General features: G+C 71.1%; 22 protein-coding genes. 14 read left to right on the forward strand and 8 right to left on the reverse strand.

From position 1 onward, the window contains the following. Nucleotides 1-22: 22 nt before the first annotated feature. Nucleotides 23-712 carry a maleylpyruvate isomerase family mycothiol-dependent enzyme gene (locus tag OG867_RS25205; RefSeq protein ID WP_406288722.1) on the reverse strand — a complete coding sequence of 230 codons (690 nt, stop codon included), beginning with the start codon at nucleotides 710-712 and terminating at the stop codon, nucleotides 23-25. 176 nt (nucleotides 713-888) lie between these two features. Between OG867_RS25205 and uvrA the strand changes: the two genes are divergently transcribed. Together uvrA and OG867_RS25215 are read left to right on the forward strand one after the other, a co-directional pair. Then, nucleotides 889-3,885, forward strand: a complete 2,997-nt coding sequence (gene uvrA / locus OG867_RS25210; protein ID WP_406288724.1) for an excinuclease ABC subunit UvrA — start codon at nucleotides 889-891, stop codon at nucleotides 3,883-3,885. A 229-nt stretch (nucleotides 3,886-4,114) separates the two neighbouring features. Further along, on the forward strand, nucleotides 4,115-4,543 hold the full coding sequence (locus OG867_RS25215; RefSeq protein WP_406288726.1) for a Rieske (2Fe-2S) protein: 429 nt from the start codon (nucleotides 4,115-4,117) through the stop codon (nucleotides 4,541-4,543). 22 nt (nucleotides 4,544-4,565) lie between these two features. Here the strand turns inward: OG867_RS25215 and OG867_RS25220 are convergent, their stop codons facing one another. Then, entirely contained in the window at nucleotides 4,566-5,492 is a 927-nt protein-coding gene (locus OG867_RS25220) for a hypothetical protein (protein WP_328899639.1), read from the reverse strand. A 227-nt stretch (nucleotides 5,493-5,719) separates the two neighbouring features. On the opposite strand from OG867_RS25220, the gene OG867_RS25225 reads away from it, so the two are divergent. The 12 genes from OG867_RS25225 (at nucleotide 5,720) to pgi (ending at nucleotide 18,332) form a co-directional block, all read left to right on the forward strand. After that, nucleotides 5,720-6,370, forward strand: a complete 651-nt coding sequence (locus OG867_RS25225; RefSeq protein WP_328899638.1) for a papain-like cysteine protease family protein — start codon at nucleotides 5,720-5,722, stop codon at nucleotides 6,368-6,370. Nucleotides 6,371-6,374: 4 nt separating this feature from the next. Then, nucleotides 6,375-7,229: a hypothetical protein gene (locus tag OG867_RS25230; protein ID WP_406288729.1), complete on the forward strand. Its 855-nt coding sequence runs from the start codon at nucleotides 6,375-6,377 to the stop codon at nucleotides 7,227-7,229. 117 nt (nucleotides 7,230-7,346) lie between these two features. Continuing rightward, on the forward strand, nucleotides 7,347-9,389 hold the full coding sequence (gene uvrC, locus OG867_RS25235; protein WP_406288731.1) for an excinuclease ABC subunit UvrC: 2,043 nt from the start codon (nucleotides 7,347-7,349) through the stop codon (nucleotides 9,387-9,389). Further along, nucleotides 9,386-10,348: an RNase adapter RapZ gene (rapZ, locus tag OG867_RS25240; protein WP_328899635.1), complete on the forward strand. Its 963-nt coding sequence runs from the start codon at nucleotides 9,386-9,388 to the stop codon at nucleotides 10,346-10,348. The genes uvrC and rapZ overlap by 4 nt, the downstream gene beginning before the upstream one ends. Further along, nucleotides 10,345-11,379 carry a uridine diphosphate-N-acetylglucosamine-binding protein YvcK gene (gene yvcK / locus OG867_RS25245; protein WP_073864694.1) on the forward strand — a complete coding sequence of 345 codons (1,035 nt, stop codon included), beginning with the start codon at nucleotides 10,345-10,347 and terminating at the stop codon, nucleotides 11,377-11,379. The genes rapZ and yvcK overlap by 4 nt, the downstream gene beginning before the upstream one ends. Beyond that, nucleotides 11,370-12,359: a DNA-binding protein WhiA gene (gene whiA / locus OG867_RS25250; protein ID WP_018104603.1), complete on the forward strand. Its 990-nt coding sequence runs from the start codon at nucleotides 11,370-11,372 to the stop codon at nucleotides 12,357-12,359. The genes yvcK and whiA overlap by 10 nt, the downstream gene beginning before the upstream one ends. A 259-nt stretch (nucleotides 12,360-12,618) precedes the next feature. After that, a complete protein-coding gene (gene gap, locus OG867_RS25255; protein ID WP_219573458.1) occupies nucleotides 12,619-13,629 on the forward strand; it encodes a type I glyceraldehyde-3-phosphate dehydrogenase in 1,011 nt (336 codons plus the stop codon). 111 nt (nucleotides 13,630-13,740) lie between these two features. Further along, nucleotides 13,741-14,952 (forward strand): phosphoglycerate kinase, encoded by a 1,212-nt coding sequence (locus OG867_RS25260; RefSeq protein WP_406288734.1) that lies wholly within the window; start codon nucleotides 13,741-13,743, stop codon nucleotides 14,950-14,952. A gap of 6 nt (nucleotides 14,953-14,958) precedes the next feature. Further along, nucleotides 14,959-15,735 (forward strand): triose-phosphate isomerase, encoded by a 777-nt coding sequence (gene tpiA, locus OG867_RS25265; RefSeq protein WP_018104606.1) that lies wholly within the window; start codon nucleotides 14,959-14,961, stop codon nucleotides 15,733-15,735. 110 nt (nucleotides 15,736-15,845) lie between these two features. Further along, the gene (gene secG, locus OG867_RS25270) at nucleotides 15,846-16,082 is read left to right on the forward strand and encodes a preprotein translocase subunit SecG (protein WP_161207408.1); all 237 of its coding nucleotides are present in this window, start codon (nucleotides 15,846-15,848) and stop codon (nucleotides 16,080-16,082) included. Nucleotides 16,083-16,191: 109 nt separating this feature from the next. Next, nucleotides 16,192-16,527: an RNA polymerase-binding protein RbpA gene (locus OG867_RS25275; RefSeq protein WP_073864697.1), complete on the forward strand. Its 336-nt coding sequence runs from the start codon at nucleotides 16,192-16,194 to the stop codon at nucleotides 16,525-16,527. A 152-nt stretch (nucleotides 16,528-16,679) separates the two neighbouring features. Then, nucleotides 16,680-18,332 carry a glucose-6-phosphate isomerase gene (pgi, locus tag OG867_RS25280; protein ID WP_328899633.1) on the forward strand — a complete coding sequence of 551 codons (1,653 nt, stop codon included), beginning with the start codon at nucleotides 16,680-16,682 and terminating at the stop codon, nucleotides 18,330-18,332. A 38-nt stretch (nucleotides 18,333-18,370) separates the two neighbouring features. On the opposite strand, the gene OG867_RS25285 is transcribed toward pgi, so the two are convergent. The 6 genes from OG867_RS25285 to tkt form a co-directional block, all read right to left on the reverse strand. After that, nucleotides 18,371-18,727 carry a VOC family protein gene (locus OG867_RS25285; protein ID WP_328899632.1) on the reverse strand — a complete coding sequence of 119 codons (357 nt, stop codon included), beginning with the start codon at nucleotides 18,725-18,727 and terminating at the stop codon, nucleotides 18,371-18,373. A 102-nt stretch (nucleotides 18,728-18,829) separates the two neighbouring features. After that, nucleotides 18,830-19,615, reverse strand: a complete 786-nt coding sequence (gene pgl, locus OG867_RS25290) for a 6-phosphogluconolactonase (protein WP_406288738.1) — start codon at nucleotides 19,613-19,615, stop codon at nucleotides 18,830-18,832. Continuing rightward, nucleotides 19,612-20,634 (reverse strand): glucose-6-phosphate dehydrogenase assembly protein OpcA, encoded by a 1,023-nt coding sequence (gene opcA, locus OG867_RS25295; RefSeq protein ID WP_406288740.1) that lies wholly within the window; start codon nucleotides 20,632-20,634, stop codon nucleotides 19,612-19,614. Before opcA ends, pgl begins: the two co-directional genes overlap by 4 nt. Beyond that, the gene (gene zwf, locus OG867_RS25300; RefSeq protein WP_328899629.1) at nucleotides 20,631-22,163 is read right to left on the reverse strand and encodes a glucose-6-phosphate dehydrogenase; all 1,533 of its coding nucleotides are present in this window, start codon (nucleotides 22,161-22,163) and stop codon (nucleotides 20,631-20,633) included. Before zwf ends, opcA begins: the two co-directional genes overlap by 4 nt. Before the next feature lie 5 nt (nucleotides 22,164-22,168). Beyond that, nucleotides 22,169-23,287, reverse strand: a complete 1,119-nt coding sequence (gene tal / locus OG867_RS25305) for a transaldolase (RefSeq protein WP_328899628.1) — start codon at nucleotides 23,285-23,287, stop codon at nucleotides 22,169-22,171. Between the two features lie 34 nt (nucleotides 23,288-23,321). Beyond that, a complete protein-coding gene (tkt, locus tag OG867_RS25310) occupies nucleotides 23,322-25,409 on the reverse strand; it encodes a transketolase (protein WP_328899627.1) in 2,088 nt (695 codons plus the stop codon). Nucleotides 25,410-25,721 lie beyond the last annotated feature (312 nt).

Below are 25,721 nucleotides of genomic sequence, written 5' to 3' on the forward strand. Positions count from 1 at the left end.
AGCCTATAGCGGGGGCAGCGGCCTACAGCGGGGGCAGTGCCGGAAGCGTGCCGCCTTCGGCCGTCAGCGCCGCGCCGTCGCGCCGCCCGCTGAGCCAGCCCAGCAGCTCGGGCGCCGTGCCCCGGACCGCGACCGGCCCGCCCTCCGCGCCGCCGCCGGTCGTCCAGACCCGCCCGGTGTCGTCGGCGAGCGACGCCGGCACGACCTCCGGGTGTCCGGCGAACCGCTCGGCCAGGAAGCCGATCTCCCGCGCGGTGAACTCCTCCGGCAGGTCCTCCAGCTCGTAGCCGACACCCAGGTCGACGTGGTGCAGCTCCACCTCGCCGCGGCGCCGGAACGGCACGTGGACCGCCGAGTCCGTCACACCGTTGCGCAGGGTCACCGTGCGCGACCAGTCCGCCGGCTCGGCCGCCGCCTCCACGAAACGGGCCGCGCTCGCCGTCAGATCGGCCAGCTGTTTCGCCTGGGACCGGGGGGCGTCCCGCTCGATGTCGCGGTCGCGGGTTTCGCTGTCTGCGTACATCGGCAGGCCGCGGAGAACATTTGCGAGCGCGTCGGCGTTACGAGAGAGGTGCGCGATGACATGACCGCGGCTCCAGCCCGGCAGCCGTGACGGCTCGGACAGCGCCGCGTCGTCCAGTTTTCCGGTGGCTCCGAGCAGCCGATCCGTCGCTTCCCGGAGTGCTGCCAGGTCGTGCGCATGATCAGTCATGGGGCCGAGCCTAGCCTCGGCCACTCGTTCGGGTGAAGGAGTTCTCAGCCGTCCGCAATTCGAATGTGCGTGCTATACGCTCGAAGTCGAAAGCTTCGTACACCGCTGTGGCGCCCCCCATACCCTGGGCCGGGGGCTCAGTTCCCCCGCTTCTCTCCAGAAAGGTGCGGACCGGCGTGGCCGACCGTCTCATCGTCCGTGGTGCTCGCGAGCACAACCTCAAGAACGTCTCGCTCGACCTTCCCCGCGACTCCCTGATCGTCTTCACCGGGCTCTCCGGGTCGGGCAAGTCATCGCTCGCGTTCGACACGATCTTCGCCGAGGGCCAGCGACGCTACGTGGAGTCGCTCTCCTCGTACGCCCGGCAGTTCCTCGGCCAGATGGACAAGCCGGACGTCGACTTCATCGAGGGCCTGTCGCCCGCCGTCTCCATCGACCAGAAGTCGACCTCGCGCAACCCGCGCTCGACGGTCGGCACCATCACCGAGGTCTACGACTACCTCCGGCTGCTCTTCGCCCGGATCGGCAAGCCGCACTGCCCCGAGTGCCACCGCCCCATCTCGCGCCAGTCGCCGCAGGCCATCGTGGACAAGGTCCTCGGCCTGCCCGAGGGCAGCCGCTTCCAGGTGCTCTCGCCGTTGGTGCGCGAGCGCAAGGGCGAGTTCGTGGACCTGTTCTCCGACCTCCAGACCAAGGGCTACAGCCGAGCCCGGGTGGACGGCGCCACGATCCAGCTCTCCGAGCCGCCCACGCTCAAGAAGCAGGAGAAGCACACCATCGAGGTCGTCATCGACCGCCTCACCGTGAAGGACAGCGCCAAGCGCCGGCTGACGGACTCCGTCGAGACCGCGCTCGGCCTCTCCGGCGGCATGGTCGTGCTCGACTTCGTGGACCTCCCCGAGGACGACCCCGAGCGCGAGCGGATGTACTCGGAGCACCTCTACTGCCCGTACGACGACCTCTCCTTCGAGGAGCTGGAGCCGCGCTCCTTCTCCTTCAACTCCCCGTTCGGCGCCTGCCCCGACTGCACCGGCATCGGTACGCGGATGGAGGTCGACCCGGAGCTGATCGTCCCGGACGAGGAGAAGTCCCTGGACGAGGGCGCCATCCACCCCTGGTCCCACGGCCACACCAAGGAGTACTTCGGCCGCCAGATCAACGCCCTGGCCGAAGCCCTCGGCTTCCGTACGGACATCCCCTGGGCCGGGCTGCCGCAGCGCGCCAGGAAGGCCCTGCTGCACGGCCACAAGATCCAGACCGAGGTCCGCTACCGCAACCGGTACGGGCGCGAGCGCGCCTACACCACCCCGTCCTTCGAGGGCGCCGTCCAGTTCGTCAAGCGGCGGCACTCCGAGGCCGAGAGCGATTCCAGCCGGGAGCGCTTCGAGGGGTACATGCGCGAGGTCCCCTGCCCGACCTGTGAGGGCACCCGGCTCAAGCCGATCGTCCTCGCGGTCACGGTGATGGAGAAGTCCATCGCCGAGGTCTCCGCGATGTCCATCAGCGAGTGCGCCGAATTCCTCGGCCGCCTCAAGCTGAACGCGCGCGACAAGAAGATCGCCGAGCGGGTCCTCAAGGAGGTCAACGAGCGGCTGAAGTTCCTGGTCGACGTCGGCCTGGACTACCTCTCGCTGAACCGCGCCGCGGGCACCCTGTCCGGCGGCGAGGCCCAGCGCATCCGGCTCGCCACCCAGATCGGCTCCGGCCTCGTCGGCGTGCTCTACGTGCTGGACGAGCCCTCCATCGGACTGCACCAGCGCGACAACCACCGGCTGATCGAGACTCTGGTCCGCCTCCGCGACATGGGCAACACGCTCATCGTCGTGGAGCACGACGAGGACACCATCAAGGTCGCCGACTGGGTGGTCGACATCGGCCCCGGCGCCGGTGAGCACGGTGGCAAGGTCGTCCACTCCGGCTCGCTCAAGGAGTTGCTGGCCAACGACAAGTCGGTCACCGGGCAGTATCTGACCGGCAAGAGGTCGATCCCCGTGCCCGACGTGCGGCGCCCCGTGGACCCCTCGCGGCTGCTCACGGTGCACGGCGCCCGGGAGAACAACCTCCGGGACATCGACGTCTCCTTCCCGCTCGGCGTGCTGACCGCCGTCACCGGCGTCTCGGGCTCCGGCAAGTCGACGCTGGTCAACGACATCCTCTACACCCACCTGGCCCGCGAGCTGAACGGCGCCAAGTCGGTGCCCGGCCGGCACACCCGGGTCGACGGGGACGACCTGGTCGACAAGGTGGTGCACGTCGACCAGTCGCCCATCGGCCGTACGCCCCGGTCCAACCCGGCCACGTACACCGGCGTCTTCGACCACGTCCGCAAGCTGTTCGCGGAGACGATGGAGGCCAAGGTCCGCGGCTATCTGCCGGGCCGGTTCTCCTTCAACGTCAAGGGCGGCCGCTGCGAGAACTGCTCCGGCGACGGCACGATCAAGATCGAGATGAACTTCCTGCCCGACGTGTACGTCCCGTGCGAGGTCTGCCACGGTGCGCGCTACAACCGGGAGACCCTGGAGGTCCACTACAAGGGCAAGTCCATCGCCGAGGTCCTGGACATGCCGATCGAGGAGGGCCTGGAGTTCTTCGAGGCCGTCCCCACGATCGCCCGTCATCTGCGCACGCTCAACGAGGTCGGCCTCGGTTACGTGCGGCTCGGCCAGTCCGCGCCGACGCTCTCCGGCGGTGAGGCCCAGCGGGTCAAGCTCGCCAGCGAGCTCCAGAAGCGCTCCACCGGCCGCACGGTCTACGTGCTGGACGAGCCGACCACCGGTCTGCACTTCGAGGACATCTCCAAGCTGATCAAGGTGCTCTCCGGCCTGGTCGACAAGGGGAACTCGGTGATCGTCATCGAGCACAACCTCGACGTCATCAAGACCGCCGACTGGGTCGTGGACATGGGCCCCGAGGGGGGCAGCGGCGGCGGCCTGGTCATCGCCGAGGGCACCCCGGAGTACGTGGCGGGCGCCCCCGCCAGCCACACCGGGAAGTTCCTCCAGGAGATCCTGGACGCCGACCGGGTCAGCGAGGCCGCCGTCCCGGCCGCGCGTAAGCCGGTGGCCAAGAAGGCCGCGAAGTCCGCCCCGGCCGCCCGGAAGACGGCGACGGCCAAGACGGCGACGGCGAAGAAGACGGCCGCCAAGAAGACGGCACGCGCCCGCAAGAGCTGACACCGGACACCCGGTGCGAGGCGGCGGCCCCTGACGACGGGGGGGGGCGCCGCCTCGCCGCGTTCCCGGCTGTCCTGCCCGCCGCCGACCAGCCACGATCGCCACGACCGGCCCCCGCGCGGAGGCGCCCGTCTCCGCCGGTATCGTCGGTTACGTCACCGATGCCGCGGCCGCCCCGGGCAGCTCCGGCACGGTTTCCCGTTCTGACCGCCCTACCCGTGGAGACCGCATGTCCGGCCAGCCCGCCGCCCGCCGCACCGTGCTGAAGGGCGCCGCTCTCGCGGGCGTCGCCGGGCTGGGGGCCGCCGCCTGCTCGACCGACTCGAAGCTCGGCCACGCCCAGACGCCGACCCCCACCGCCCCCGTCGAGCTCGGCGCGCCCGACGAGATCCCCGTCGGCGAGTCCAAGCTCTACCGCGAGCAGCGCGTCGTCGTGACCTGCCCGGCCAAGGGGGAGTTCAAGGCGTTCAGCGCCCAGTGCACCCACGCCGGCTGCCTGCTGGACAAGGTCGAGAAGAACGAGGGCCACTGCCCCTGCCACGGCAGCCGCTTCGACACCACGACCGGCAAGGCCATCCACGGCCCCGCGACCGTGCCGCTGCCCGCCGTCCCGGTCCGCGTCGAGGGCGGAAAGCTGATCGCGGGCCCCGACGCCTGATCCGGCCCCCGCGCCCGCGGACCTACTCCCAGTCCCAGTCGATCCCCACCAGCCCCGGCCGCACCCCCTGCTCGACCAGATGTACGGTCCGGTGCCGGCCGGTCAGCGTGAGCTCCGCCCGCGCGCCCCGGGGCGCGCCCGCCGACGCCTGGGCGAAGCTCCGGCACCGTACCGGCAGCGCCTCCTCGGCGAACCCGACCTGGAGCACGTACTGCCCGCCGCCGAAGGTGAAGCCGCGCATGTACTCGCCGCACGGCCCGCCGGTCCCGTCCTCGAAGCCGTAGCCGAAGAGGTACGTGTCGCCCGCGCGCAGCCGGGTGTCGAACAGCAGCTCGGCGACCAGTACCCCGGTCTCCCGGTCCCAGCGGACCCGGCCCGTCCGGCAGTTCTCCCGGGCGCGCACCGTCACCCGCGCCGGATCGCACCCCGGGTCCCCCACGTACACCGCGAGATAGCGGTCGATGCCGTCCCGGTGGGCGCGCACGACGTGCTGGGAGGCCCGCTGCTGCATCTGGCGCCCCGGCCCGATCCGCACCCGCTCCTGGTGCCCCACTGTGTGCAGCCCGCCGTCCGCGGGTGACTCCAGCCCCGCGAGCAGCCGCTCCACGGCCCCGGACGTCTCCACCAGCGAGCGGTACGTGCGCGCGGGCGGGCGCTCGGTGTCCGGGCGGGGCTCCTCGGCGTCCAGGAGGCCGAGCAGCGCATTCGGTGGCAGGGCGAGGACCTCCTCCAGGGCCTTCACGGCGCGCAGCGACTCCGGACGCTGCGGGCGGCGGGCCCCCTGCTGCCAGTAACTCAGGCTGGTCACGCCGAGCTTGATTCCCCGGTGCGCCAGATGGTGCCGGACCCGCTGGAGCGGCAGCCCGCGCACCGACAGCGCGGTGCGCAGGGCCAGGTGGAACGGGCCGGTGTGCAGCACCTGCGCCAGTTCGGCCTCGGTGTGCCGCATGGGTCCTCCAGGTGAACGTTCACGCCGGCCGGGCACGGGGCCGCGCCGACGGGTGCCGGTCCGCAGGTGGCCGGGGGCGCGCGTTCACACCTCGGCCCCGGGCGTTCACACCGCGGTGTTCACCCGCATTCAAGCGTGTTGACCCGTCCCCGACAACGGTTGATGCTCCTCCACAGCGTCCGGACGCGCTCCTCGGAACCCCCACCCCCCGCCCCGGGAGGAACGCCATGCGCAACCCAGGTACGAGGCCGGCCCGGCTGTCGGTGACAGCCGTACTGGCCGCCCTGCTGCTCGCCGTCCCCACGGCGACCGCCACCGCCGCCGACCAGCCCCGCATCGCAGCCGCCACCGCCACCGCCCAGGTCCGGACCGCGTCCGCCCCGACGGCCGCCCTCGCCGCCACCAAGCGGCTGAACATCACGATGCAGGCCCAGCAGAAGACCAACTGGTGCTGGGCCGCGTCCGGCAACACCATCGCCACCTGGTACGGCCGGAACTACAGCCAGAACGAGTTCTGCAACGCCGCCTTCAACCGCGCCCAGGGCTACGACTGCCCGAACTCGCAGGCCGCCCTCGACAACGTGCAGAACGCCCTGTACTGGGCGGGCATCAGCCCCGGCTCGTACGTCAGCGGCTGGCTGCGCTACTCCACCGTGCAGACCGAGATAGCCGCCGGACGCCCGGTCGAGACCCGTATCCAGTGGTCGTCGGGCGGCGGCCACATGCACGTCCTGTACGGCTACGACGACGCCAACAGCCTCGTCTACTGGGGCGACCCCTGGCCCTCCAGCAACCGCTACAACTGGGCCTCGCACGCCTGGTACGTGAACAACAGCGAGTTCTCCTGGACCCACTCGCTCTACCGGATCGGGGCGTGACGCCATGACCACCACCCGTACCCGGAGCGCCCGCCGCCCCCTCGCCGCCGCCCTGGCCGCCGCCGGTGTCCTCGCCGGCACGGCCCTCCTCACCGCCGCCCCGCAGGCGGCCGCCGCCGACGGCCCCCAGGCCGGTCCCGCGGCCCTGGCCGCGGCCCACGAGGCGGCCACCGAAACCACCACCCTGAACACCCTGTCCCGGTTCTTCGCCCGCGAGGGCGCCGTCACCGAGAAGGCCGCCGCACCCCGCATCCAGGGCGAGGCGGTGCCCGTGCGCACCCTGTCCGCCGGGTTCGTCGCGGGCGAGCCGGGCGCCCCCGTCTCCTCCCTCGACTACCTGGCCAGCACCGCCGTCTCCTCGGACGGGCAGAAGGCGTCGCTCTGGACGCTGCCGGAACCCGGCAAGGACGGCGGGATGCGGGTGGTGAACATCGCCACCGGCGACGACGAGGCCCGCTACACCGCGGCCGGCGCCCGCGAGCTGCCCGGCGGCATCGTCTTCCACGAGCCCCAGATCGACGCCTGGTACGTGCAGAAGGGCGACCGGGTGCTCCCGCTCGACCAGGACGCCGTCCGTGCGGTCGGCAAGCAGGGGACGACGCTCTCCGCGTACCGCACCCGGGTCCACGCCGCCTACGCGGACAAGCTCCCCGGATCCGCGTACGCCCGCAAGGGCGAGGCCGGCGGCTACGGGCCCGAGGCGAAGAAGGGGTCCGGCCCCGCCATCGCCGCCGCCTCCACCACCAACGGGACCGCGCTGACCGCGGGCTCCATGGCGGCCGCCGGGGGAGCCGTCGCCGTACTCGCCCTGTGCGGCGTCACCGCCCTGCGCCTGAGGAGCCGCCGCCGGACCGGATGACCGGGCCGCGGCCCCCACGACCCCGCGCTCCGGGACAGGTGCTCCCCACCCCTGTCCCGGAGCGCGGCGCCATCCGCGCACCCCGCGCTGTCACTGCCCGCAAGTAGGGTGGGGAGCATGGCAGACCCCTCCAGCTACCGCCCCAAGCCGGGACAGATCCCCGACTCCCCGGGGGTCTACAAATTCCGCGACGAACACCGCCGGGTGATCTACGTCGGGAAGGCCAAGAGCCTGCGCCAGCGCCTGGCCAGCTACTTCCAGGACCTCTCCGGCCTCCACCCGCGTACGCGCACGATGGTGACCACGGCCGCCTCCGTGGAGTGGACGGTCGTCGCCACCGAGGTCGAGGCGCTTCAGCTGGAGTACTCCTGGATCAAGGAGTACGACCCCCGGTTCAACGTCAAGTACCGCGACGACAAGAGCTATCCCTATCTGGCGGTCACGCTCAACGAGGAGTTCCCCCGCGTCCAGGTGATGCGCGGCGCCAAGAAGAAGGGCGTGCGCTACTTCGGTCCGTACGGGCACGCCTGGGCGATCCGCGAGACGGTCGACCTGATGCTCCGCGTCTTCCCCGTCCGCACCTGCTCCGCCGGCGTCTTCAAGAACGCCGCCCGGACCGGCCGCCCCTGCCTCCTCGGCTACATCGGCAAGTGCTCGGCCCCCTGCGTCGGCCGCGTCACCCCCGAGGAGCACCGCGAACTGGCGGACGACTTCTGCGACTTCATGGCCGGCCGCACCGGCACGTACATCCGCCGCCTGGAGAAGGACATGATGGCGGCCGCCGAGGAGATGGAGTACGAGCGGGCCGCGCGGCTGCGCGACGACGTCGAGGCGCTCAAGCGCGCGATGGAGAAGAGCGCCGTCGTCCTCGCCGACGCCACCGACGCCGACCTCATCGCGGTCGCCGAGGACGAGCTGGAGGCCGCCGTCCAGATCTTCCACGTGCGCGGCGGCCGGGTCCGCGGCCAGCGCGGCTGGGTCACCGACAAGGTGGAGAACGTCGACACCTCCGGCCTCGTGGAGCACGCCCTCCAGCAGCTGTACGGGGAGGAGAGCGGCGACGCCGTCCCCAAGGAGGTCCTGGTCCCGGCCCTGCCCGAGGACCCCGCGGCGGTCTCCCAGTGGCTCGCGGACCGGCGCGGCTCCCAGGTGAGCCTGCGCATCCCGCAGCGCGGCGACAAGAAGGACCTGATGGTCACCGTCCAGCGCAACGCCCAGCAGGCCCTCGGACTGCACAAGACCAAGCGCGCCTCCGACCTCACCACCCGCTCCCGGGCCCTGGAGGAGATCGCCGGGGCCCTGGACCTGGACACCGCCCCGCTGCGCATCGAGTGCTTCGACATCTCCCACCTCCAGGGCGACGACGTCGTCGCGTCCATGGTCGTCTTCGAGGATGGTCTCGCCCGCAAGGGGGAGTACCGCCGCTTCCAGATCAAGGGCTTCGAGGGCCAGGACGACGTCCGCTCGATGCACGAGGTGATCAGCCGCCGCTTCCGCCGCTACCTCCAGGAGAAGGAGCGCACGGGGGAGTGGGAGGAGACCCCGGCGCCCACCGGCCCCGTCCCGGCGGTCCTCGGCGACTCCCCGGCCGACAGCGACGCCCGGGCCGCTGAGGATTCCCGCGAGGACGACGGCCGACCCAAGCGGTTCGCGTACCCGCCGCAGCTCCTCGTGGTGGACGGCGGGCAGCCGCAGGTCGCCGCCGCCAAGCGGGCCCTGGACGAGCTCGGCATCGACGACATCGCGGTCTGCGGCCTCGCCAAGCGCCTCGAAGAGGTCTGGCTGCCCGATGACGACGACCCGGTGGTCCTGCCCCGCTCCAGCGAGGGCCTGTATCTCCTCCAGCGCGTCCGCGACGAGGCGCACCGCTTCGCCATCACCTACCAGCGCGCCAAGCGGGCCAAGCGCATCCGCGCCAGCCCGCTGGACGCCGTCCCCGGCCTCGGAGACACCCGGAAACAGGCCCTGATCAAGCATTTCGGCTCCGTCAGGAAGCTGCGGCAGGCGACAATCGAAGAGATCTGCGAGGTTCCCGGGATAGGCCGCAGGACAGCGGAGTCCGTGGCCGTCGCCCTCGCGGCGGCCGCCCCGGCCGCACCCGCCGTGAACACGGCCACAGGAGAGATCATGGAAGAGGACGACGGGGGCAGCACGACATGACCGAGCACGAACATGAACACGGGCACGACCGCACGGACCGAGCAGACGGAGCAGCACACGTGAGTACGGGCACCCCGACCGAGACGGGCGACGCCGCGGCCATCCCGGAGCTGGTGATCATCTCCGGCATGTCCGGCGCCGGGCGCAGCACAGCGGCCAAGTGTCTGGAGGACCTCGGCTGGTTCGTCGTGGACAACCTGCCGCCCGCGCTGATCCCCACCATGGTGGAGCTCGGCGCCCGCTCCCAGGGCAACGTGGCCCGGATCGCCGTCGTGGTCGACGTGCGAGGCCGCCGCTTCTTCGACAACCTGCGCGAATCCCTCGCCGACCTGGACGCCAAGGGCGTCACCCGCCGGGTGGTCTTCCTGGAGTCCTCCGACGACGCGCTGGTCCGCCGCTTCGAGTCGGTCCGCCGCCCCCACCCGCTCCAGGGCGACGGCCGCATCGTGGACGGCATCGCCGCCGAGCGCGACCTGCTGCGCGAGCTGCGCGGCGACGCCGACCTGGTGATCGACACCTCCAGCCTCAACGTCCACGAACTGCGCGCCAAGATGGACGCCCAGTTCGCCGGCGACGAGGAGCCGGAGCTGCGCGCCACGGTGATGTCCTTCGGCTTCAAGTACGGCCTGCCGGTCGACGCCGACCTGGTGGTCGACTGCCGCTTCCTGCCGAACCCGCACTGGGTGCCGGAGCTGCGCCCCTTCACCGGGCTGAACGAGGAGGTGTCCGCGTACGTCTTCGACCAGCCCGGCGCCAAGGAATTCCTCAACCAGTACACCGAACTGCTCCAGCTCGTCGCCGCGGGCTACCGCCGCGAGGGCAAGCGCTATGTGACCATCGCGGTGGGCTGCACGGGCGGCAAGCACCGCTCGGTGGCCATGTCCGAGAAGCTGGCGGCCCGGCTCGCTACGGAGGGGATCGAGACCGTGCTCGTGCACAGGGACATGGGGCGCGAGTGACCAGTCGCAATCTGCGCCTGCGCCGGCTGCGGGGCGCGGCGCCCGCGCTCTCCGTGCGCAAGCGCGGCGCCCAGCCCAAGGTCGTCGCCCTCGGCGGCGGCATGGGCCTGTCGGCCTCGCTCACCGCGCTGCGCCGGATCACCGGCGATCTGACCGCCGTGGTCACCGTCGCCGACGACGGCGGCTCCAGCGGGCGGCTGCGCGAGGAGCTGGGCGTCCTGCCCCCCGGCGACCTGCGCAAGGCGCTGGCCGCCCTGTGCGGCGACGACGAGTGGGGCCAGACCTGGGCCCAGGTCATCCAGCACCGCTTCCAGTCCAAGGGCGACCTGCATGAGCACGCGGTCGGCAATCTGCTGATCGTCGCCCTCTGGGAGCAGCTGGGCGACCACGTCCAGGCCCTGGACCTGGTCGGCAAGCTGCTCGGCGCGCACGGCCGGGTGCTGCCCATGTCCGCCGTGCCGCTGGAGCTCCAGGCCCTCGTCAAGGGCCACGACCCGGACCGTCCGGAGGACGTGGACACCGTGCGCGGCCAGGCCACCGTCGCCCTCACCCCGGGCGAGGTGCAGTCCGTGCACCTGGTCCCGGCCGACCCGCCGGCCGTCCCCGAGGCGGTCGCCGCCGTCCGGGACGCGGACTGGGTGGTCCTCGGCCCGGGCTCCTGGTTCTCCTCGGTCATCCCGCACCTGCTCGTCCCCGAACTGCTGGACGCGCTGATCGAGACGAAGGCCCGCAAGGTCCTTTCGTTGAATCTCGCACCGCAACCCGGTGAAACAGATGGCTTCTCACCGCAGCGTCATTTGGAGGTTTTGGGACGACACGCCCCTAAACTCGCCCTGGACGTGGTGCTGGCCGACGAGGCCGCCGTGCCCGACCGCGATTCCCTCGCCGACGCAGCCAAACGGCTCGGTGCCGCGGTCGAGCTGGCGCCCGTGGCCTCACCCGACGGCGTTCCGATCCATGATCCGGAGCTGTTGGCCGCCGCGTACGACCGTATTTTTCGGATGCATGGAAGGATCGGCCCATGGCGATGACGCCGGCGGTGAAGGACGAAGTCTCCCGGCTTCCCGTGACCCGGACCTGCTGCAGGAAGGCAGAGGTCTCGGCGATTCTCCGGTTCGCGGGCGGCCTCCACCTGGTGAGCGGCCGGATCGTGATCGAGGCGGAGCTGGACACCGCGATGGCGGCGCGCCGGCTCAAGCGGGACATCCTGGAGATCTTCGGGCACAGCTCGGAGCTCATCGTGATGGCCCCCGGCGGACTGCGGCGCGGCTCGCGTTACGTCGTACGGGTGGTGGCGGGCGGCGACCAGCTGGCGCGCCAGACCGGCCTGGTCGACGGCCGGGGCCGCCCCATCCGCGGCCTCCCCCCGCAGGTGGTCTCGGGGGCCACCTGCGACGCCGAGGCCGCCTGGCGCGGGGCGTTCCTGGCGCACGGCTCGCTCACCGAGCCGGGCCGCTCCTCCTCGCTGGAGGTGACCTGCCCGGGCCCGGAGGCCGCGCTCGCCCTGGTCGGCGCCGCCCGCCGGCTCTCCATCGCGGCCAAGGCCCGCGAGGTGCGCGGCGTGGACCGGGTCGTCGTCCGCGACGGCGACGCGATCGGCGCCCTGCTCACCCGGCTCGGCGCCCATGAGTCGGTGCTGGCCTGGGAGGAGCGCCGGATGCGCCGCGAGGTCCGGGCCACCGCCAACCGCCTCGCCAACTTCGACGACGCGAACCTGCGCCGCTCCGCCCGGGCCGCGGTCGCCGCGGGCGCCCGGGTCGGCCGCGCCCTGGAGATCCTGGGCGAGGAGGTCCCGGAGCACCTGGCGGCCGCCGGGCGGCTGCGCATGGAGCACAAGCAGGCGTCGCTGGAGGAGCTGGGCGCCCTCGCCGACCCGCCGCTGACCAAGGACGCGGTCGCGGGCCGTATCCGCCGGCTCCTCGCGATGGCCGACAAGCGGGCCCAGGACCTGGGCATCCCCGGCACGGAATCCACTCTCAGCGAAGAGCTGGCCGACGGCCTGGTCGGCTGAGCCGTACCGGCGGTACGCGCCCCGCGAGGGGAACGGCCCGCCGGCCCGCGGTCGTTGACGCTGCGTAATCGTCGCAGAGGAGGCCGCGCGGCGCCCGGAGGCCCGTATTCCTACTGGGGAGTACGGGCCTCCCGCGTTCTTACGGCACGGCTCGATGTCACCCCGGCGGCTCCGGAGAGGTAGGGTCGGAGGCGGTCGGGGACATCCCATACAACTCGCCGGCGTCGAAAACCGGCGTACCTAACGAGGAGATCGGTTCGTGACGATCCGCGTAGGCATCAACGGCTTTGGCCGCATCGGTCGTAACTACTTCCGCGCGCTGCTGGAGCAGGGTGCGGACATCGAGATCGTGGCTGTCAACGACCTGGGTGACACCGCGACCACGGCCCACCTGCTGAAGTACGACACCATTCTGGGTCGTCTGAAGGCAGAGGTGAGCCACACCGCCGACACCATCACCGTCGACGGCCACACCATCAAGGTGCTCTCCGAGCGCAACCCGGCAGACATCCCGTGGGGTGAGCTGGGCGTCGACATCGTCATCGAGTCGACCGGCATCTTCACCAAGAAGGCCGACGCCGCGAAGCACATCGCCGGTGGCGCGAAGAAGGTCCTCATCTCGGCTCCGGCCAAGGACGAGGACATCACCATCGTGATGGGTGTCAACCAGGACAAGTACGACGCGGCCAACCACCACGTCATCTCCAACGCCTCCTGCACCACCAACTGTGTGGCGCCGATGGCCAAGGTCCTCGACGAGAACTTCGGCATCGTCAAGGGTCTGATGACGACGGTCCACGCGTACACGAACGACCAGCGCATCCTGGACTTCCCGCACTCGGACCTGCGCCGCGCCCGCGCCGCCGCCGAGAACATCATCCCGACCACGACGGGCGCCGCCAAGGCGACCGCCCTGGTCCTCCCGCAGCTCAAGGGCAAGCTCGACGGCATCGCGATGCGCGTCCCGGTCCCGACCGGCTCGGCCACCGACCTGGTCGTGACCCTCCAGCGCGAGGTCACCAAGGACGAGGTCAACGCCGCGTTCAAGAAGGCGTCCGACGACGGCGACCTCAAGGGCTTCCTGACGTACACCGAGGACCCGATCGTCTCCTCGGACATCGTCAGCGACCCGTCGTCCTGCACCTTCGACTCCTCCCTGACGATGGTCCAGGAGGGCAACACGGTGAAGATCCTCGGCTGGTACGACAACGAGTGGGGCTACTCCAACCGTCTCGTGGACCTCACCGTCTTCGTCGGCGGCCAGCTCTGAGCACCGCCGCACCGGCAGGCATCTCGATGTGAGCACGGGGCTCGAACAGCGCGACGCTGCGCTGTTCGAGCCCCCTCGCATGCTCACTCGTCCTCCAAGGAGTCCAGACAGATGAAGACGATCGACGCACTTCTCGCCGAAGGGGTCGCCGGTAAGCGGGTATTCGTCCGCGCCGACCTCAACGTGCCGCTGAACGGCACCACCATCACCGACGACGGCCGCATCCGCGCCGTCACCCCGACCGTCCGCAAGCTGGCCGAGGCCGGCGCCCGGGTCGTCGTCGCCTCGCACCTGGGCCGCCCCAAGGGCGCCCCGGACCCGGCGTTCTCGCTGGCCCCCGCCGCCACCCGGCTCGGTGAACTTCTCGGCGCCGACGTGGCGTTCGCGACCGACACGGTCGGCGAGTCCGCCCGCACCACCGTCGCCGCGCTGACCGACGGCCAGGTCGCGGTCATCGAGAACCTCCGCTTCAACCCCGGCGAGACCTCCAAGGACGACGCCGAGCGCGGCGCCTTCGCGGACCAGCTCGCCGAGCTGGCCGACCTGTACGTGGGCGACGGCTTCGGCGCCGTCCACCGCAAGCACGCCTCGGTCTTCGACCTCCCGGCCCGCCTCCCGCACGCGGCCGGCGACCTCATCGCCACCGAGGTCGGCGTCCTGAAGAAGCTCACCGACGAGGTGCGGCGGCCCTACGCCGTGGTGCTCGGCGGCGCCAAGGTCTCCGACAAGCTGGGCGTCATCGACCATCTGCTGGAGCGCGCCGACCGCATCCTCATCGGCGGCGGCATGGCGTACACCTTCCTCAAGGCCCAGGGCCACGAGGTCGGCAGCTCGCTGCTCCAGGAGGACCAGATCCCGGCGGTCCAGGAGTACCTGCGGCGCGCCGAGGCGAAGGGCGTGGAGTTCGTGCTCCCCGTCGACGTCGTCGTCGCGCCCGCCTTCCCGGACCTGAAGACCAAGGCCCCGGCCCACCCGGAGACCGTCGCCGCCGACGCCATGCCGGCCGGGCAGATGGGCCTGGACAACGGTCCGGAGACCAACAAGCTCTACGCATCGAAGCTCGCCGACGCGGCCACCGTCTTCTGGAACGGCCCGATGGGCGTCTTCGAGCACCCCGACTTCGCCGAGGGCACCCGGGCCGTCGCCCAGGCCCTTGTCGACTCCTCGGGCTTCAGCGTGGTCGGCGGTGGCGACTCCGCCGCCGCGGTCCGCATCCTGGGCTTCGACGAGAACGCGTTCGGACACATCTCGACCGGTGGCGGCGCCAGCCTCGAATACCTCGAGGGCAAGACGCTTCCCGGCCTCGCCGCTCTGGAGGACTGACCTTTCATGACCACTCGCACCCCGCTGATGGCGGGCAACTGGAAGATGAACCTCAACCACCTTGAGGCCATCGCGCACGTCCAGAAGCTCGCCTTCGCCCTGGCCGACAAGGACTACGACGCCGTAGAGGTCGCCGTCCTGCCACCCTTCACCGACCTGCGCTCCGTGCAGACGCTGGTCGACGGCGACAAGCTGAAGATCAAGTACGGCGCCCAGGACATCTCGGCGCAGGACTCCGGCGCGTACACCGGTGAGATCTCCGGCCCGATGCTCGCCAAGCTGAAGTGCACCTTCGTCGCCGTCGGCCACAGCGAGCGCCGCCAGTACCACGCGGAGACCGACGAGGTCTGCAACGCCAAGGTGAAGGCCGCGTACAAGCACGGCCTGACCCCGATCCTCTGCGTCGGCGAGGGCCTGGACGTCCGCAAGGCCGGCGACCAGGTCGCCTACACCCTCGCGCAGCTCGACGGTGCCCTGAAGGACATCCCGGCCGAGCAGGCCGAGTCCATCGTGATCGCCTACGAGCCGGTCTGGGCCATCGGCACCGGCGAGGTCGCCACCCCGGAGGACGCGCAGGAGGTCTGCGGTGCGATCCGCGTCCGCCTCGCCGAGCTGTACTCGCAGGAGCTGGCCGACGCGGTCCGCATCCAGTACGGCGGCTCGGTGAAGTCCGGCAACGTGGCCGCGATCATGGCCCAGCCCGACGTCGACGGCGCCCTGATCGGCGGCGCGGCGCTCGACGCCGACGAGTTCGTCAAGATCGTCCGCTTCCGCGACCAGTGAGTATGCGGTAGCGCGGATCCGTCGTACCCTTGCGGGGGCCGGGGAGGGCGACCTCCCGGCCCCCGTTGTTCGCACACGCAGTCGGTATTTCCGGAAAGTAGGGACCAGCCGTGATTCTGGGGTTCGAGATCGCCCTGATCGTCTTCAGCCTGCTGCTGATGCTGCTGGTGCTCATGCACAAGGGCAAGGGCGGCGGTCTCTCCGACATGTTCGGTGGCGGCATGCAGTCCTCCGTCGGCGGCTCCTCGGTCGCCGAGCGCAACCTCGACCGCATCACCGTCGTGGTCGGTCTGGGCTGGTTCGCGTGCATCGTGGTGCTTGGTCTGCTCATCAAGCTGGACAGCTGACCCGTCGTGCACGTTTCCCGGTGACGGTGTAACTCCTTTCACTGGACGCGCGTTGGGCCTTACGTAGACTGGGGCACCTTCGAGCACCATCACGCAGGGAGTTACGACCGTGGCAAGTGGCAACGCGATCCGTGGAAGCCGGGTCGGGGCGGGGCCGATGGGGGAGGCCGAGCGCGGCGAGTCCGCGCCACGGCTCCGCATCTCCTTCTGGTGCTCGAACGGGCACGAGACGCAGCCCAGCTTCGCCCATGACGCGCAGGTACCGGACACCTGGGACTGCCCGCGATGCGGTTTCCCGGCCGGCCAGGACCCGGAGAGCCCGCCCGACCCGCCGCGCACGGAACCGTACAAGACACACCTCGCGTACGTACGCGAGCGCCGCAGCGACGCGGACGGCGAGGCCATCCTCGCCGAGGCCCTGGCGAAGCTCCGCGGCGAGATCTGAAGACGTTCACCGGCCGGACGCCCCCTGGGTGCCCGGCCGGAATGCTTCTGTCCTGCCGCAGCCTGCCGCTGTCACGTCCGGCCCGCCTGATCAATTAGGTTGGAGGGGCAGCGGGGAACTGCGGTGACGAGAGAAGTGGGCTGATGTCCGGGATGAACGCAACTAGCCGTACCAGGCTCAACCAGACGCCGGAATGGGCGGCGCTGGGAAAGCACCGTGAGCAGCTCGGGCCGGCCGGTCTGCGCCAGTTGTTCGCGGACGACCCGGAGCGCGGCACCGGGTACACCCTGCGGGTCGGCGACCTGCACCTCGACTACTCCAAGCACCTCGTCACCGACGAGACGCTGACCCTCCTGCGCGAACTCGCCGCGGCCACCGACGTGTTCGGGCTGCGCGACGCCATGTTCCGCGGCGACAAGATCAACACCACCGAGGACCGGGCGGTCCTGCACACCGCGCTGCGCGCCCCGCGCGACGCCGTCGTCGAGGTCGACGGCGAGAACGTGGTGCCGGCCGTGCACGCGGTGCTCGACAAGATGGCCGCGTTCTCCGACCGGGTCAGGTCGGGGGAGTGGACCGGTCACACCGGCAAGCCCATCAAGAACATCGTCAACATCGGCATCGGCGGCTCGGACCTGGGCCCCGCCATGGCGTACGAGGTGCTGCGCTCCTTCACGGACCGCTCGCTCACCTTCCGCTTCGTCTCGAACGTGGACGGCGCCGACCTGCACGAGGCCGTCCGCGACCTCGACCCGGCCGAGACGCTGTTCATCATCGCCTCGAAGACCTTCACCACCATCGAGACGATCACCAACGCCACCTCCGCCCGCGACTGGCTGCTCACCGGCCTGAGGGCCGGTCAGGACGCCGTCGCCAAGCACTTCGTCGCGCTGTCGACCAACGCGGAGAAGGTCGCGGACTTCGGCATCGACACGGCCAACATGTTCGAGTTCTGGGACTGGGTCGGCGGCCGCTACTCGTACGACTCCGCCATCGGCCTCTCGCTGATGATCGCCATCGGTCCGGACCGGTTCCGCGAGATGCTCGACGGCTTCCACCTCGTGGACGAGCACTTCCGCACCGCCCCCGCCGAGGAGAACGCCCCGCTGCTGCTCGGCCTGCTGGGCGTCTGGTACGGCGCGTTCTTCGACGCCCAGTCGCACGCGGTGCTGCCCTACAGCCACTACCTGTCCAAGTTCACCGCGTACCTCCAGCAGTTGGACATGGAGTCCAACGGCAAGTCCGTGGACCGCGACGGCAACCCCGTCGACTGGCAGACCGGACCGGTCGTCTGGGGCACCCCCGGCACCAACGGCCAGCACGCCTACTACCAGCTGATCCACCAGGGTACGAAGGTGATCCCGGCCGACTTCATCGGCTTCGCGCAGCCGGTCGAGGACCTGCTGCCCGGCCTGGTCGCCCAGCACGACCTGCTGATGGCCAACTTCTTCGCCCAGACCCAGGCCCTCGCCTTCGGCAAGACGCCCGACGAGGTGCGCGCCGAGGGCGTCCCCGAGGAGCTGGTGGCGCACAAGACGTTCCAGGGCAACCACCCGACGACGACGATCCTCGCCGACCGGCTCACCCCGTCCGTGCTCGGCCAGCTGATCGCGCTGTACGAGCACAAGGTCTTCGTCCAGGGCGCCATCTGGAACATCGACTCCTTCGACCAGTGGGGCGTCGAGCTCGGCAAGGTCCTCGCCAAGAAGATCGAGCCCGTCCTGACCGAGGGCAAGGGCGGCGAGCAGCTGGACAGCTCGACCGCCGCGCTCGTCTCGACGTACCGCGAGCTGCGCGGGCGCTGAGCCTCACCTGAGGGGCCCCGCCGGACGGGTGGGGTCCCTCAGCCGTGCGTCGTGTCGATGACGCAGAAGCGGTTGCCCTCCGGGTCCGCCGGCACCACGAAGTCCGGGTCCTCCGGATACAGCTTCCAGTCCACCTCCGCCGCGCCCAGCGCGAGCAGCCGGGCCACCTCGGCGTCCTGCTCCTCCGTGTACAGGTCGAGGTGGACCCGGGGCACCTCCTGCACCGGGGACGTGCCGCGGCCCAGCGAGAGCCCGACGCCCGGCCCCTCGGCGGGGACCAGGACCACCCAGTCCTCCGCGGCCGGTTCCCGCTCCACGTAGCCCAGGGCCGCCTTCCAGAAGGCCGCCGCCCGCGCCACGTCCGACGCGCCCATCACCACGGTTCCGATACGCATGGGGCCGAGCCTTTCACGCACCGCCCCGCCCCCGGAAACGCGCCGGGCCCGGCCCGCCCCGAAGGACGAACCGGGCCCGTGGGCAGCCCCGCCGGCGGCCGGTCAGGCGGAGGCCGGCGGATACAGGGCGCGCGGGAGGCGGGAGGCCGCCGCCGCGTCCAGCAGCCACAGCGTGCGGGCACGGCCGTACGCACCGGCCGCCGGCGCCTGGATCTCGCCGGCCCCGGACAGGGCGATGGCGACCGCCTCCGCCTTGTCCTCGCCCGCGGCCAGCAGCCACACCTCGCGCGCCGCCCGGATGGCGGGCAGCGTCAGCGAGACCCGGACCGGCGGCGGCTTGGGCGCACCGTGCACACCGACGACGGTGCGCTCGGTCTCCCGCACCCCGGGCAGTTCCGGGAAGAGCGAGGCGACATGCGTGTCCGGGCCGACGCCCAGCATCAGCACGTCGAACTCCGGCACGGGGCCGTGGTCCTGCGGCGCCGAGGCGGCGGCCAGCTCGGCCGCGTACCCGGCGGCCGCGGCATCGGCGTCCGGGCCGTAGGGGCCGTCCGTCGCGGGCATCACGTGCACCCGCGACGGGTCCAGGGGCACGGCGTCCAGCAGGGCCTCGCGGGCCTGCGTGACATTGCGCTCCGGGTCTCCCTCCGGCAGGAACCGCTCGTCGCCCCACCACAGGTCGAGCCGCGACCAGTCGACCGCGTCCCGGGCGGGCGCGGCGGCGAGCGCGGCCAGGAGGCTGTTGCCGTTGCGCCCGCCGGTGAGCACCACCGAGGCGTCGCCGCGCGCGGCCTGGGCGTCCACGATCTTCGTGATCAGCCGGGCCGCGGCGGCCTGCGCCATCAGCTCCTTGTCGCGGTGCACGACGAGCTGCGGGACTCCGGTCACTTGGCCGCCGCCTTCTTCGCCGGGGCGGCCTTCTTCGCGGCGGGGGCCTTGTCGGAGGCCGGGGCGGGGGCCTTGGCGGGCTCGCCCGGACCCGCCTTCTCCAGGCGGTCCACGCCGAACTTCACGGTCGACTCGTAGATGTTGTCCGGGTCGAGCCGCCGCAGCTCCTCCGCGAGGAGCTCCGCCGTCTCGCGGCGCTTGAGCGCCACCGCGCGGTCCGGCTGACCCACCATGCAGAGCGTGGCGAGCGAGCCGTCGGCCCGGTCCAGGACGATGTCGCCGTTCTTCGTGGTCATCCGGACGGCCGTCAGACCGGGGCCGCCGGACGTGGTGCGCTCCACCGGGACGCCGAGCCGGTCCGCGAGCCACATGGCCAGCAGCTCGCAGCTCGGGTTGTCCGACTCGCCCTCGACCGTGGCCGACACGACCTCGGCGGGCTGCTGGTCGAGCGCCGCGGCCAGCATCGAGCGCCACGGCGTGACGCGCGTCCATGCCAGGTCCGTGTCACCGGGCCGGTAGGTCCGGGCGCGCGTCGCCAGCTCGTCGAGCGGGTGCTCGGCCGAGTAGGTGTCGGTGATCCGGCGCTGGGCCAGCGCGCCGAGCGCGTCCTTCGCCGGGTCGGCGGGGGAGTCCTGCGGCCACCACGCCACCACCGGGGCGTCCGGCAGCAGCAGCGGCAGGACGACCGACTGGGCGTGGTTGGCCAGCTCGCCGTGGAGCCGCAGCACCACGGTCTCGCCGGAGCCCGAGTCGGAACCGACCCGGATCTCGGCGTCGAGCCGTGCGTCGCGGCGGGCGCGCGGCGATCGGCTGAGCCGCTTGATGACGGCGATGATCCGCGAGGGATGCTCCCGCGAGGAGTCGCTCGCTGCCTTCAGCGCGTCGTAGGCGTTCTCCTCGTCGGTGACGATGACGAGGGTGAGGACCATCCCGATCGCCGGGGCGCCGACCGCGCGCCGGGCCGAGATGAGCGCCTGGTTGATCTTGCTGGACGTGGTTTCCGTGAGATCGATCTTCATGGCCGGCGCCAGCTCCGTCCGTCGCGTGCGAGCATCTCGTCCGCCTCGGCCGGGCCCCAGGTGCCGGCCGGGTACTGGGCGGGCTTGCCGTGCTTGTCCCAGTACTCCTCGATCGGGTCGAGGATGTTCCAGGAGAGCTCGACCTCCTGGTGGCGCGGGAAGAGGTTGGCGTCGCCGAGCAGGACATCGAGGATGAGCCGCTCGTACGCCTCCGGGCTGGACTCCGTGAAGGACTCGCCGTACGCGAAGTCCATCGTGACGTCCCGGACCTCCATCGAGGTGCCGGGCACCTTGGAGCCGAACCGCACCGTGACGCCCTCGTCCGGCTGCACCCGGATGACCAGGGCGTTGCCGCCCAGCTCCTCGGTGGCACCGGACTCGAACGGCAGGTACGGGGCGCGCTTGAAGACGACCGCGATCTCCGTGACCCGGCGGCCGAGCCGCTTGCCGGTGCGCAGATAGAACGGCACGCCCGCCCAGCGGCGGTTGTTGATCGTCAGCTTGATCGCGGCGAAGGTGTCGGTCTTCGACTTGGGGTCGATGCCGTCCTCCTCCAGATAGCCGACGGCCTCCTCGCCGCCCTGCCAGGCGTGCGTGTACTGGCCGCGCACGGTGTGCTTGCCCAGGTCCTCGGGCAGCTCCACCGCCGTGAGCACCTTGAGTTTCTCGGCGACCAGGGCCTTCGGGTGGAAGGAGCCGGGCTCCTCCATCGCGGTCAGCGCGAGCAACTGGAGCAGGTGGTTCTGGATGACGTCGCGGGCGGCGCCGATGCCGTCGTAGTAGCCGGCCCGGCCGCCGATCCCGATGTCCTCGGCCATCGTGATCTGCACGTGGTCGACGTAACTGCGGTTCCAGATCGGCTCGAACATCGTGTTGGCGAAGCGGAGCGCCAGGATGTTCTGGACGGTCTCCTTGCCGAGGTAGTGGTCGATCCGGAAGACCTCGTTCGGCGGGAAGACGTCGTGCACGATCTGGTTGAGATCCTGCGCGCTCTTCAGATCGTGGCCGAACGGCTTCTCGATGACGGCGCGGCGCCAGCTGCCTTCCTTCTGGTCGGCCAGCCCGTGCTTCTTGAGCTGCTGGACGACCTTGGGGAAGAACTTCGGCGGGACGGACAGGTAGAAGGCGAAGTTGCCGCCCGTGCCCTGCGCCTTGTCCAGCTCCTCGATCGTGGCCCTGAGGGTCTCGAAGGCCACGTCGTCGTCGAAGTCGCCCTGCACGAAGCGCATGCCCTGGCTGAGCTGCTGCCAGACCTCTTCGCGGAAGGGGGTACGGGAATGCTCCTTGACGGCGTCGTGGACGACCTGGGCGAAGTCCTCGTCCTCCCAGTCGCGGCGCGCGAAACCGATGAGTGAGAAGCCCGGCGGCAACAGGCCGCGATTGGCCAGGTCGTAGACCGCGGGCATCAGCTTTTTACGGGACAAATCGCCCGTGACGCCAAAGATGACCAGGCCCGACGGCCCCGCGATGCGCGGGAGCCGTCGGTCCTGGGCGTCACGGAGCGGGTTGGCTCCGGGAACACCAGACAAAGTGGTCAGCCCTTCGAGGGGGCGAGGCGCTGCAGCTCCGCCTCGGTCGACTTGAGCAGGTCGTTCCAGGACGTCTCGAACTTCTCGACGCCCTCGTCCTCCAGCAACTGCACGACGTCGTCGTAGTCGACACCGAGCTTCTTGATCGCGTCGAGGTCGGCGCGAGCCTGGTCGTACGCGCCGGAGACGGTGTCGCCGGTCACCTCGCCGTGGTCCGCCACCGCGTCCAGAGTCGCCTCCGGCATGGTGTTGACCGTGTTCGGCGCGACGAGGTCCACGACGTACAGGGTGTCCTTGAGGGCCGGGTCCTTCACGCCGGTCGAGGCCCACAGCGGACGCTGCTTGTTGGCGTGCGCCTTGTCCAGGGCGGCCCAGCGCTCACCGGCGAAGACCTCCTCGTACGCCTCGTAGGCGAGCCGGGCGTTGGCCAGGGCGGACTTGCCCTTCGCGGCCTTCGCCTCGTCGCCGCCGACGGCGTCCAGGCGCTTGTCGATCTCGGTGTCCACGCGGGACACGAAGAAGGACGCCACCGAGTGGATCTTGGAGAGGTCCAGGCCCGCGGCCTTCGCCTTCTCCAGGCCCGTCAGGTAGGCGTCCATGACCGCGCGGTAGCGCTCCAGCGAGAAGATCAGCGTGACGTTGACGCTGATGCCCCGGCCGATCGTCTCGGTGATCGCGGGCAGGCCCGCCTTGGTCGCCGGGATCTTGATCAGCGTGTTCGGGCGGTCCACCAGCCAGGCCAGCTGCTTGGCCTCGGCGACCGTGGCCGTCGTGTGGTGCGCCAGGCGCGGGTCGACCTCGATGGAGACCCGGCCGTCCTGGCCGTCCGTCGCGTCGAAGACCGGGCGCAGGATGTCGGCCGCGTCCCGGACGTCCGCGGTGGTGATCATGCGGATCGCCTCCTCGACGGTCACCTTGCGGGCCGCGAGGTCGGTGAGCTGCTGGTCGTAACCGTCGCCCTGCGAGATGGCCTTCTGGAAGATCGACGGGTTGGTCGTGACCCCGACGACGTGGCTCTGGTCGATCAGCTCGGCGAGGTTGCCCGAGGTGATCCGCTTGCGCGAGAGGTCGTCGAGCCAGATCGCCACGCCCTCGTCGGAGAGGCGCTTGAGTGCGTCTGTCATGAGAAATGCATCTCCTACTAGTCGTATACCGGCGTCAGCGCGTGGCGGCGGCGAGGGATTCCCGGGCGGCGGCGGCGACGTTCTCGCCGGTGAAGCCGAACTCGCGGAACAGGACCTTCGCGTCCGCCGAAGCGCCGAAGTGCTCCAGCGAGACGATCCGGCCGGCGTCTCCCACGTACCGGTACCAGGTCAGGGCGATGCCCGCCTCGACGGCCACGCGTGCCTTGACCGACGGGGGCAGGACGGAGTCCTTGTAACCCTGTTCCTGCTCCTCGAACCACTCGACACACGGCATCGAGACCACACGGGTCGGAATTCCGGCCGCCTGGAGCTCCTCGCGCGCCTCGACGGCGAGCTGGACCTCGGAGCCCGTACCGATCAGCACGACCTGGGGCTTGCCGCCCTCGGCCTCGAAGAGCACGTAGCCGCCCTTGGCCGCGTCCTCGTTCGCCTCGTACGTCGGCACGCCCTGGCGGGTCAGCGCCAGGCCGTGCGGGGCGCCCTCGCCGAACACCTTGGTGTAGCGGCGCAGGATCTCGCGCCAGGCGATGGCGGTCTCGTTGGCGTCGGCCGGGCGCACGACGTTGAGGCCCGGGATGGCGCGCAGCGAGGCCAGGTGCTCGACCGGCTGGTGGGTCGGGCCGTCCTCGCCGAGGCCGATCGAGTCGTGCGTCCACACGTAGGTCACCGGCAGGTGCATCAGCGCGGACAGGCGCACGGCGTTGCGCATGTAGTCGGAGAACACCAGGAAGGTGCCGCCGTAGATGCGGGTGTTGCCGTGCAGCGCGATGCCGTTCATCGCGGCGGCCATGGCGTGCTCGCGGATGCCGAAGTGGATCGTGCGGCCGTACGGGTCGGCCTCCGGCAGCGGGTTGCCCGCCGGGAGGAACGACGACGTCTTGTCGATCGTGGTGTTGTTCGAACCGGCCAGGTCGGCGGAGCCGCCCCACAGCTCGGGGATGATCCCGCCGAGCGCCTGGAGCACCTTGCCGGACGCGGCGCGGGTGGCGACGCCCTTGCCCGTCTCGAAGACCGGCAGGCTGTCCTCCCAGCCCTTGGGCAGCTCGCCCGCGGCGATGCGGTCGAAGTCGGCGGCGCGCTCGGGGTTGGCGGCGCGCCAGGCGTCGAAGCCCTTCTCCCACGCGGCCTTGGCCTCGCGGCCCCGGTCCAGGGCGCGGCGGGTGTGCGCGATGACCTCGTCGGCGACCTCGAAGGACTTCTCCGGGTCGAAGCCGAGCACCTTCTTGGTCGCGGCGACCTCGTCGTCGCCGAGCGCCGAGCCGTGCGACGCCTCGGTGTTCTGGGCGTGCGGGGCGGGCCAGGCGATGATCGAGCGGGCCGCGATGAACGACGGGCGCCCGGTCTCGGCCTTGGCGGCCAGCAGGGCGTAGTAGAGGCCCTCGGGGTCCAGGTCGCCGTTGGGCAGCTGGTCGACGCGCTGGACGTGCCAGCCGTACGCCTCGTAGCGCTTGACGGTGTCCTCGGAGACCGCGGTCTCCGTGTCGCCCTCGATGGAGATGTGGTTGTCGTCCCACAGCAGGACCAGGTTGCCCAGCTTCTGGTGGCCGGCCAGCGAGGACGCCTCGGCCGAGATGCCCTCCTGGAGGCAGCCGTCACCGGCGACGGCCCAGACCATGTGGTCGAACGGGGAGGTGCCGGGGGCCGCCTCCGGGTCGAACAGGCCGCGCTCGTAGCGGGCGGCCATGGCCATGCCCACGGCGTTGGCGACGCCCTGGCCCAGCGGGCCGGTCGTCGTCTCGACCCCGGTGGTGTGGCCGTACTCCGGGTGGCCCGGGGTCTTGGAGCCCCAGGTGCGGAACGACTCCAGGTCGTCCAGCTCCAGGCCGTAGCCGGCCAGGTAGAGCTGGATGTACAGGGTCAGGCTGCTGTGGCCCGCCGACAGCACGAACCGGTCGCGGCCGGTCCAGTCCGCGTCCGCCGGGTCGTGCCGCATCACCTTCTGGAAGATGGTGTACGCGGCGGGAGCCAGGCTCATCGCCGTGCCCGGGTGGCCGTTTCCGACTTTCTGTACGGCGTCCGCGGCGAGGACGCGGACGGTGTCCACGGCCCGCTGGTCCAATTCGGTCCACTGGAGGTCTGTGGTGGTCGGCTTGGTGCTCACCCTGAGTCAGGGCTCCTCTCCAACTGTTGTAGACCGGTGACTTCGACCGCACCGGATGCTGTCGAGCCTACCCCCGTCCGTACCCGTGTTTTCCGGCTCCTACCAGGGTGCGGGCGGCCCGTGGAATCCGCCTCCCGTATGAGCGGAAGGGCTCACCGATGGGCTTCTCCGATGAGCGCGGAGACCCACTCCTGGGCGCTCCGAAGAGCGGCCCCGGGCCCGGTTGCGGAGACCCCGGAAGCGGGTCGCGCGAGCCCTGCGACACCAGTGCGTCACTCGTGCGTACGAGACGGCTCGCGGCCGGGCCGCGGC

Source organism: Streptomyces sp. NBC_00209 (assembly GCF_045206345.1).
Classification (GTDB): Bacteria; Actinomycetota; Actinomycetes; order Streptomycetales; family Streptomycetaceae; genus Streptomyces.

Bases quoted from the DNA above. Each gene is read 5' to 3' on its own strand.
- OG867_RS25230 (WP_406288729.1), top strand. From the start codon at position 6,375: ATGACCACCACCCGTACCCGGAGCGCCCGCCGCCCCCTCGCCGCCGCC.
- opcA (WP_406288740.1), bottom strand. From the start codon at position 20,634: ATGAAGATCGATCTCACGGAAACCACGTCCAGCAAGATCAACCAGGCG.
- tpiA (WP_018104606.1), top strand. From the start codon at position 14,959: ATGACCACTCGCACCCCGCTGATGGCGGGCAACTGGAAGATGAACCTC.
- OG867_RS25215 (WP_406288726.1), top strand. From the start codon at position 4,115: ATGTCCGGCCAGCCCGCCGCCCGCCGCACCGTGCTGAAGGGCGCCGCT.
- pgi (WP_328899633.1), top strand. From the start codon at position 16,680: ATGAACGCAACTAGCCGTACCAGGCTCAACCAGACGCCGGAATGGGCG.
- tal (WP_328899628.1), bottom strand. From the start codon at position 23,287: ATGACAGACGCACTCAAGCGCCTCTCCGACGAGGGCGTGGCGATCTGG.
- uvrC (WP_406288731.1), top strand. From the start codon at position 7,347: ATGGCAGACCCCTCCAGCTACCGCCCCAAGCCGGGACAGATCCCCGAC.
- OG867_RS25285 (WP_328899632.1), bottom strand. From the start codon at position 18,727: ATGCGTATCGGAACCGTGGTGATGGGCGCGTCGGACGTGGCGCGGGCG.
- OG867_RS25220 (WP_328899639.1), bottom strand. From the start codon at position 5,492: ATGCGGCACACCGAGGCCGAACTGGCGCAGGTGCTGCACACCGGCCCG.
- OG867_RS25260 (WP_406288734.1), top strand. From the start codon at position 13,741: ATGAAGACGATCGACGCACTTCTCGCCGAAGGGGTCGCCGGTAAGCGG.
- OG867_RS25225 (WP_328899638.1), top strand. From the start codon at position 5,720: ATGCGCAACCCAGGTACGAGGCCGGCCCGGCTGTCGGTGACAGCCGTA.
- whiA (WP_018104603.1), top strand. From the start codon at position 11,370: ATGGCGATGACGCCGGCGGTGAAGGACGAAGTCTCCCGGCTTCCCGTG.
- rapZ (WP_328899635.1), top strand. From the start codon at position 9,386: ATGACCGAGCACGAACATGAACACGGGCACGACCGCACGGACCGAGCA.
- OG867_RS25205 (WP_406288722.1), bottom strand. From the start codon at position 712: ATGACTGATCATGCGCACGACCTGGCAGCACTCCGGGAAGCGACGGAT.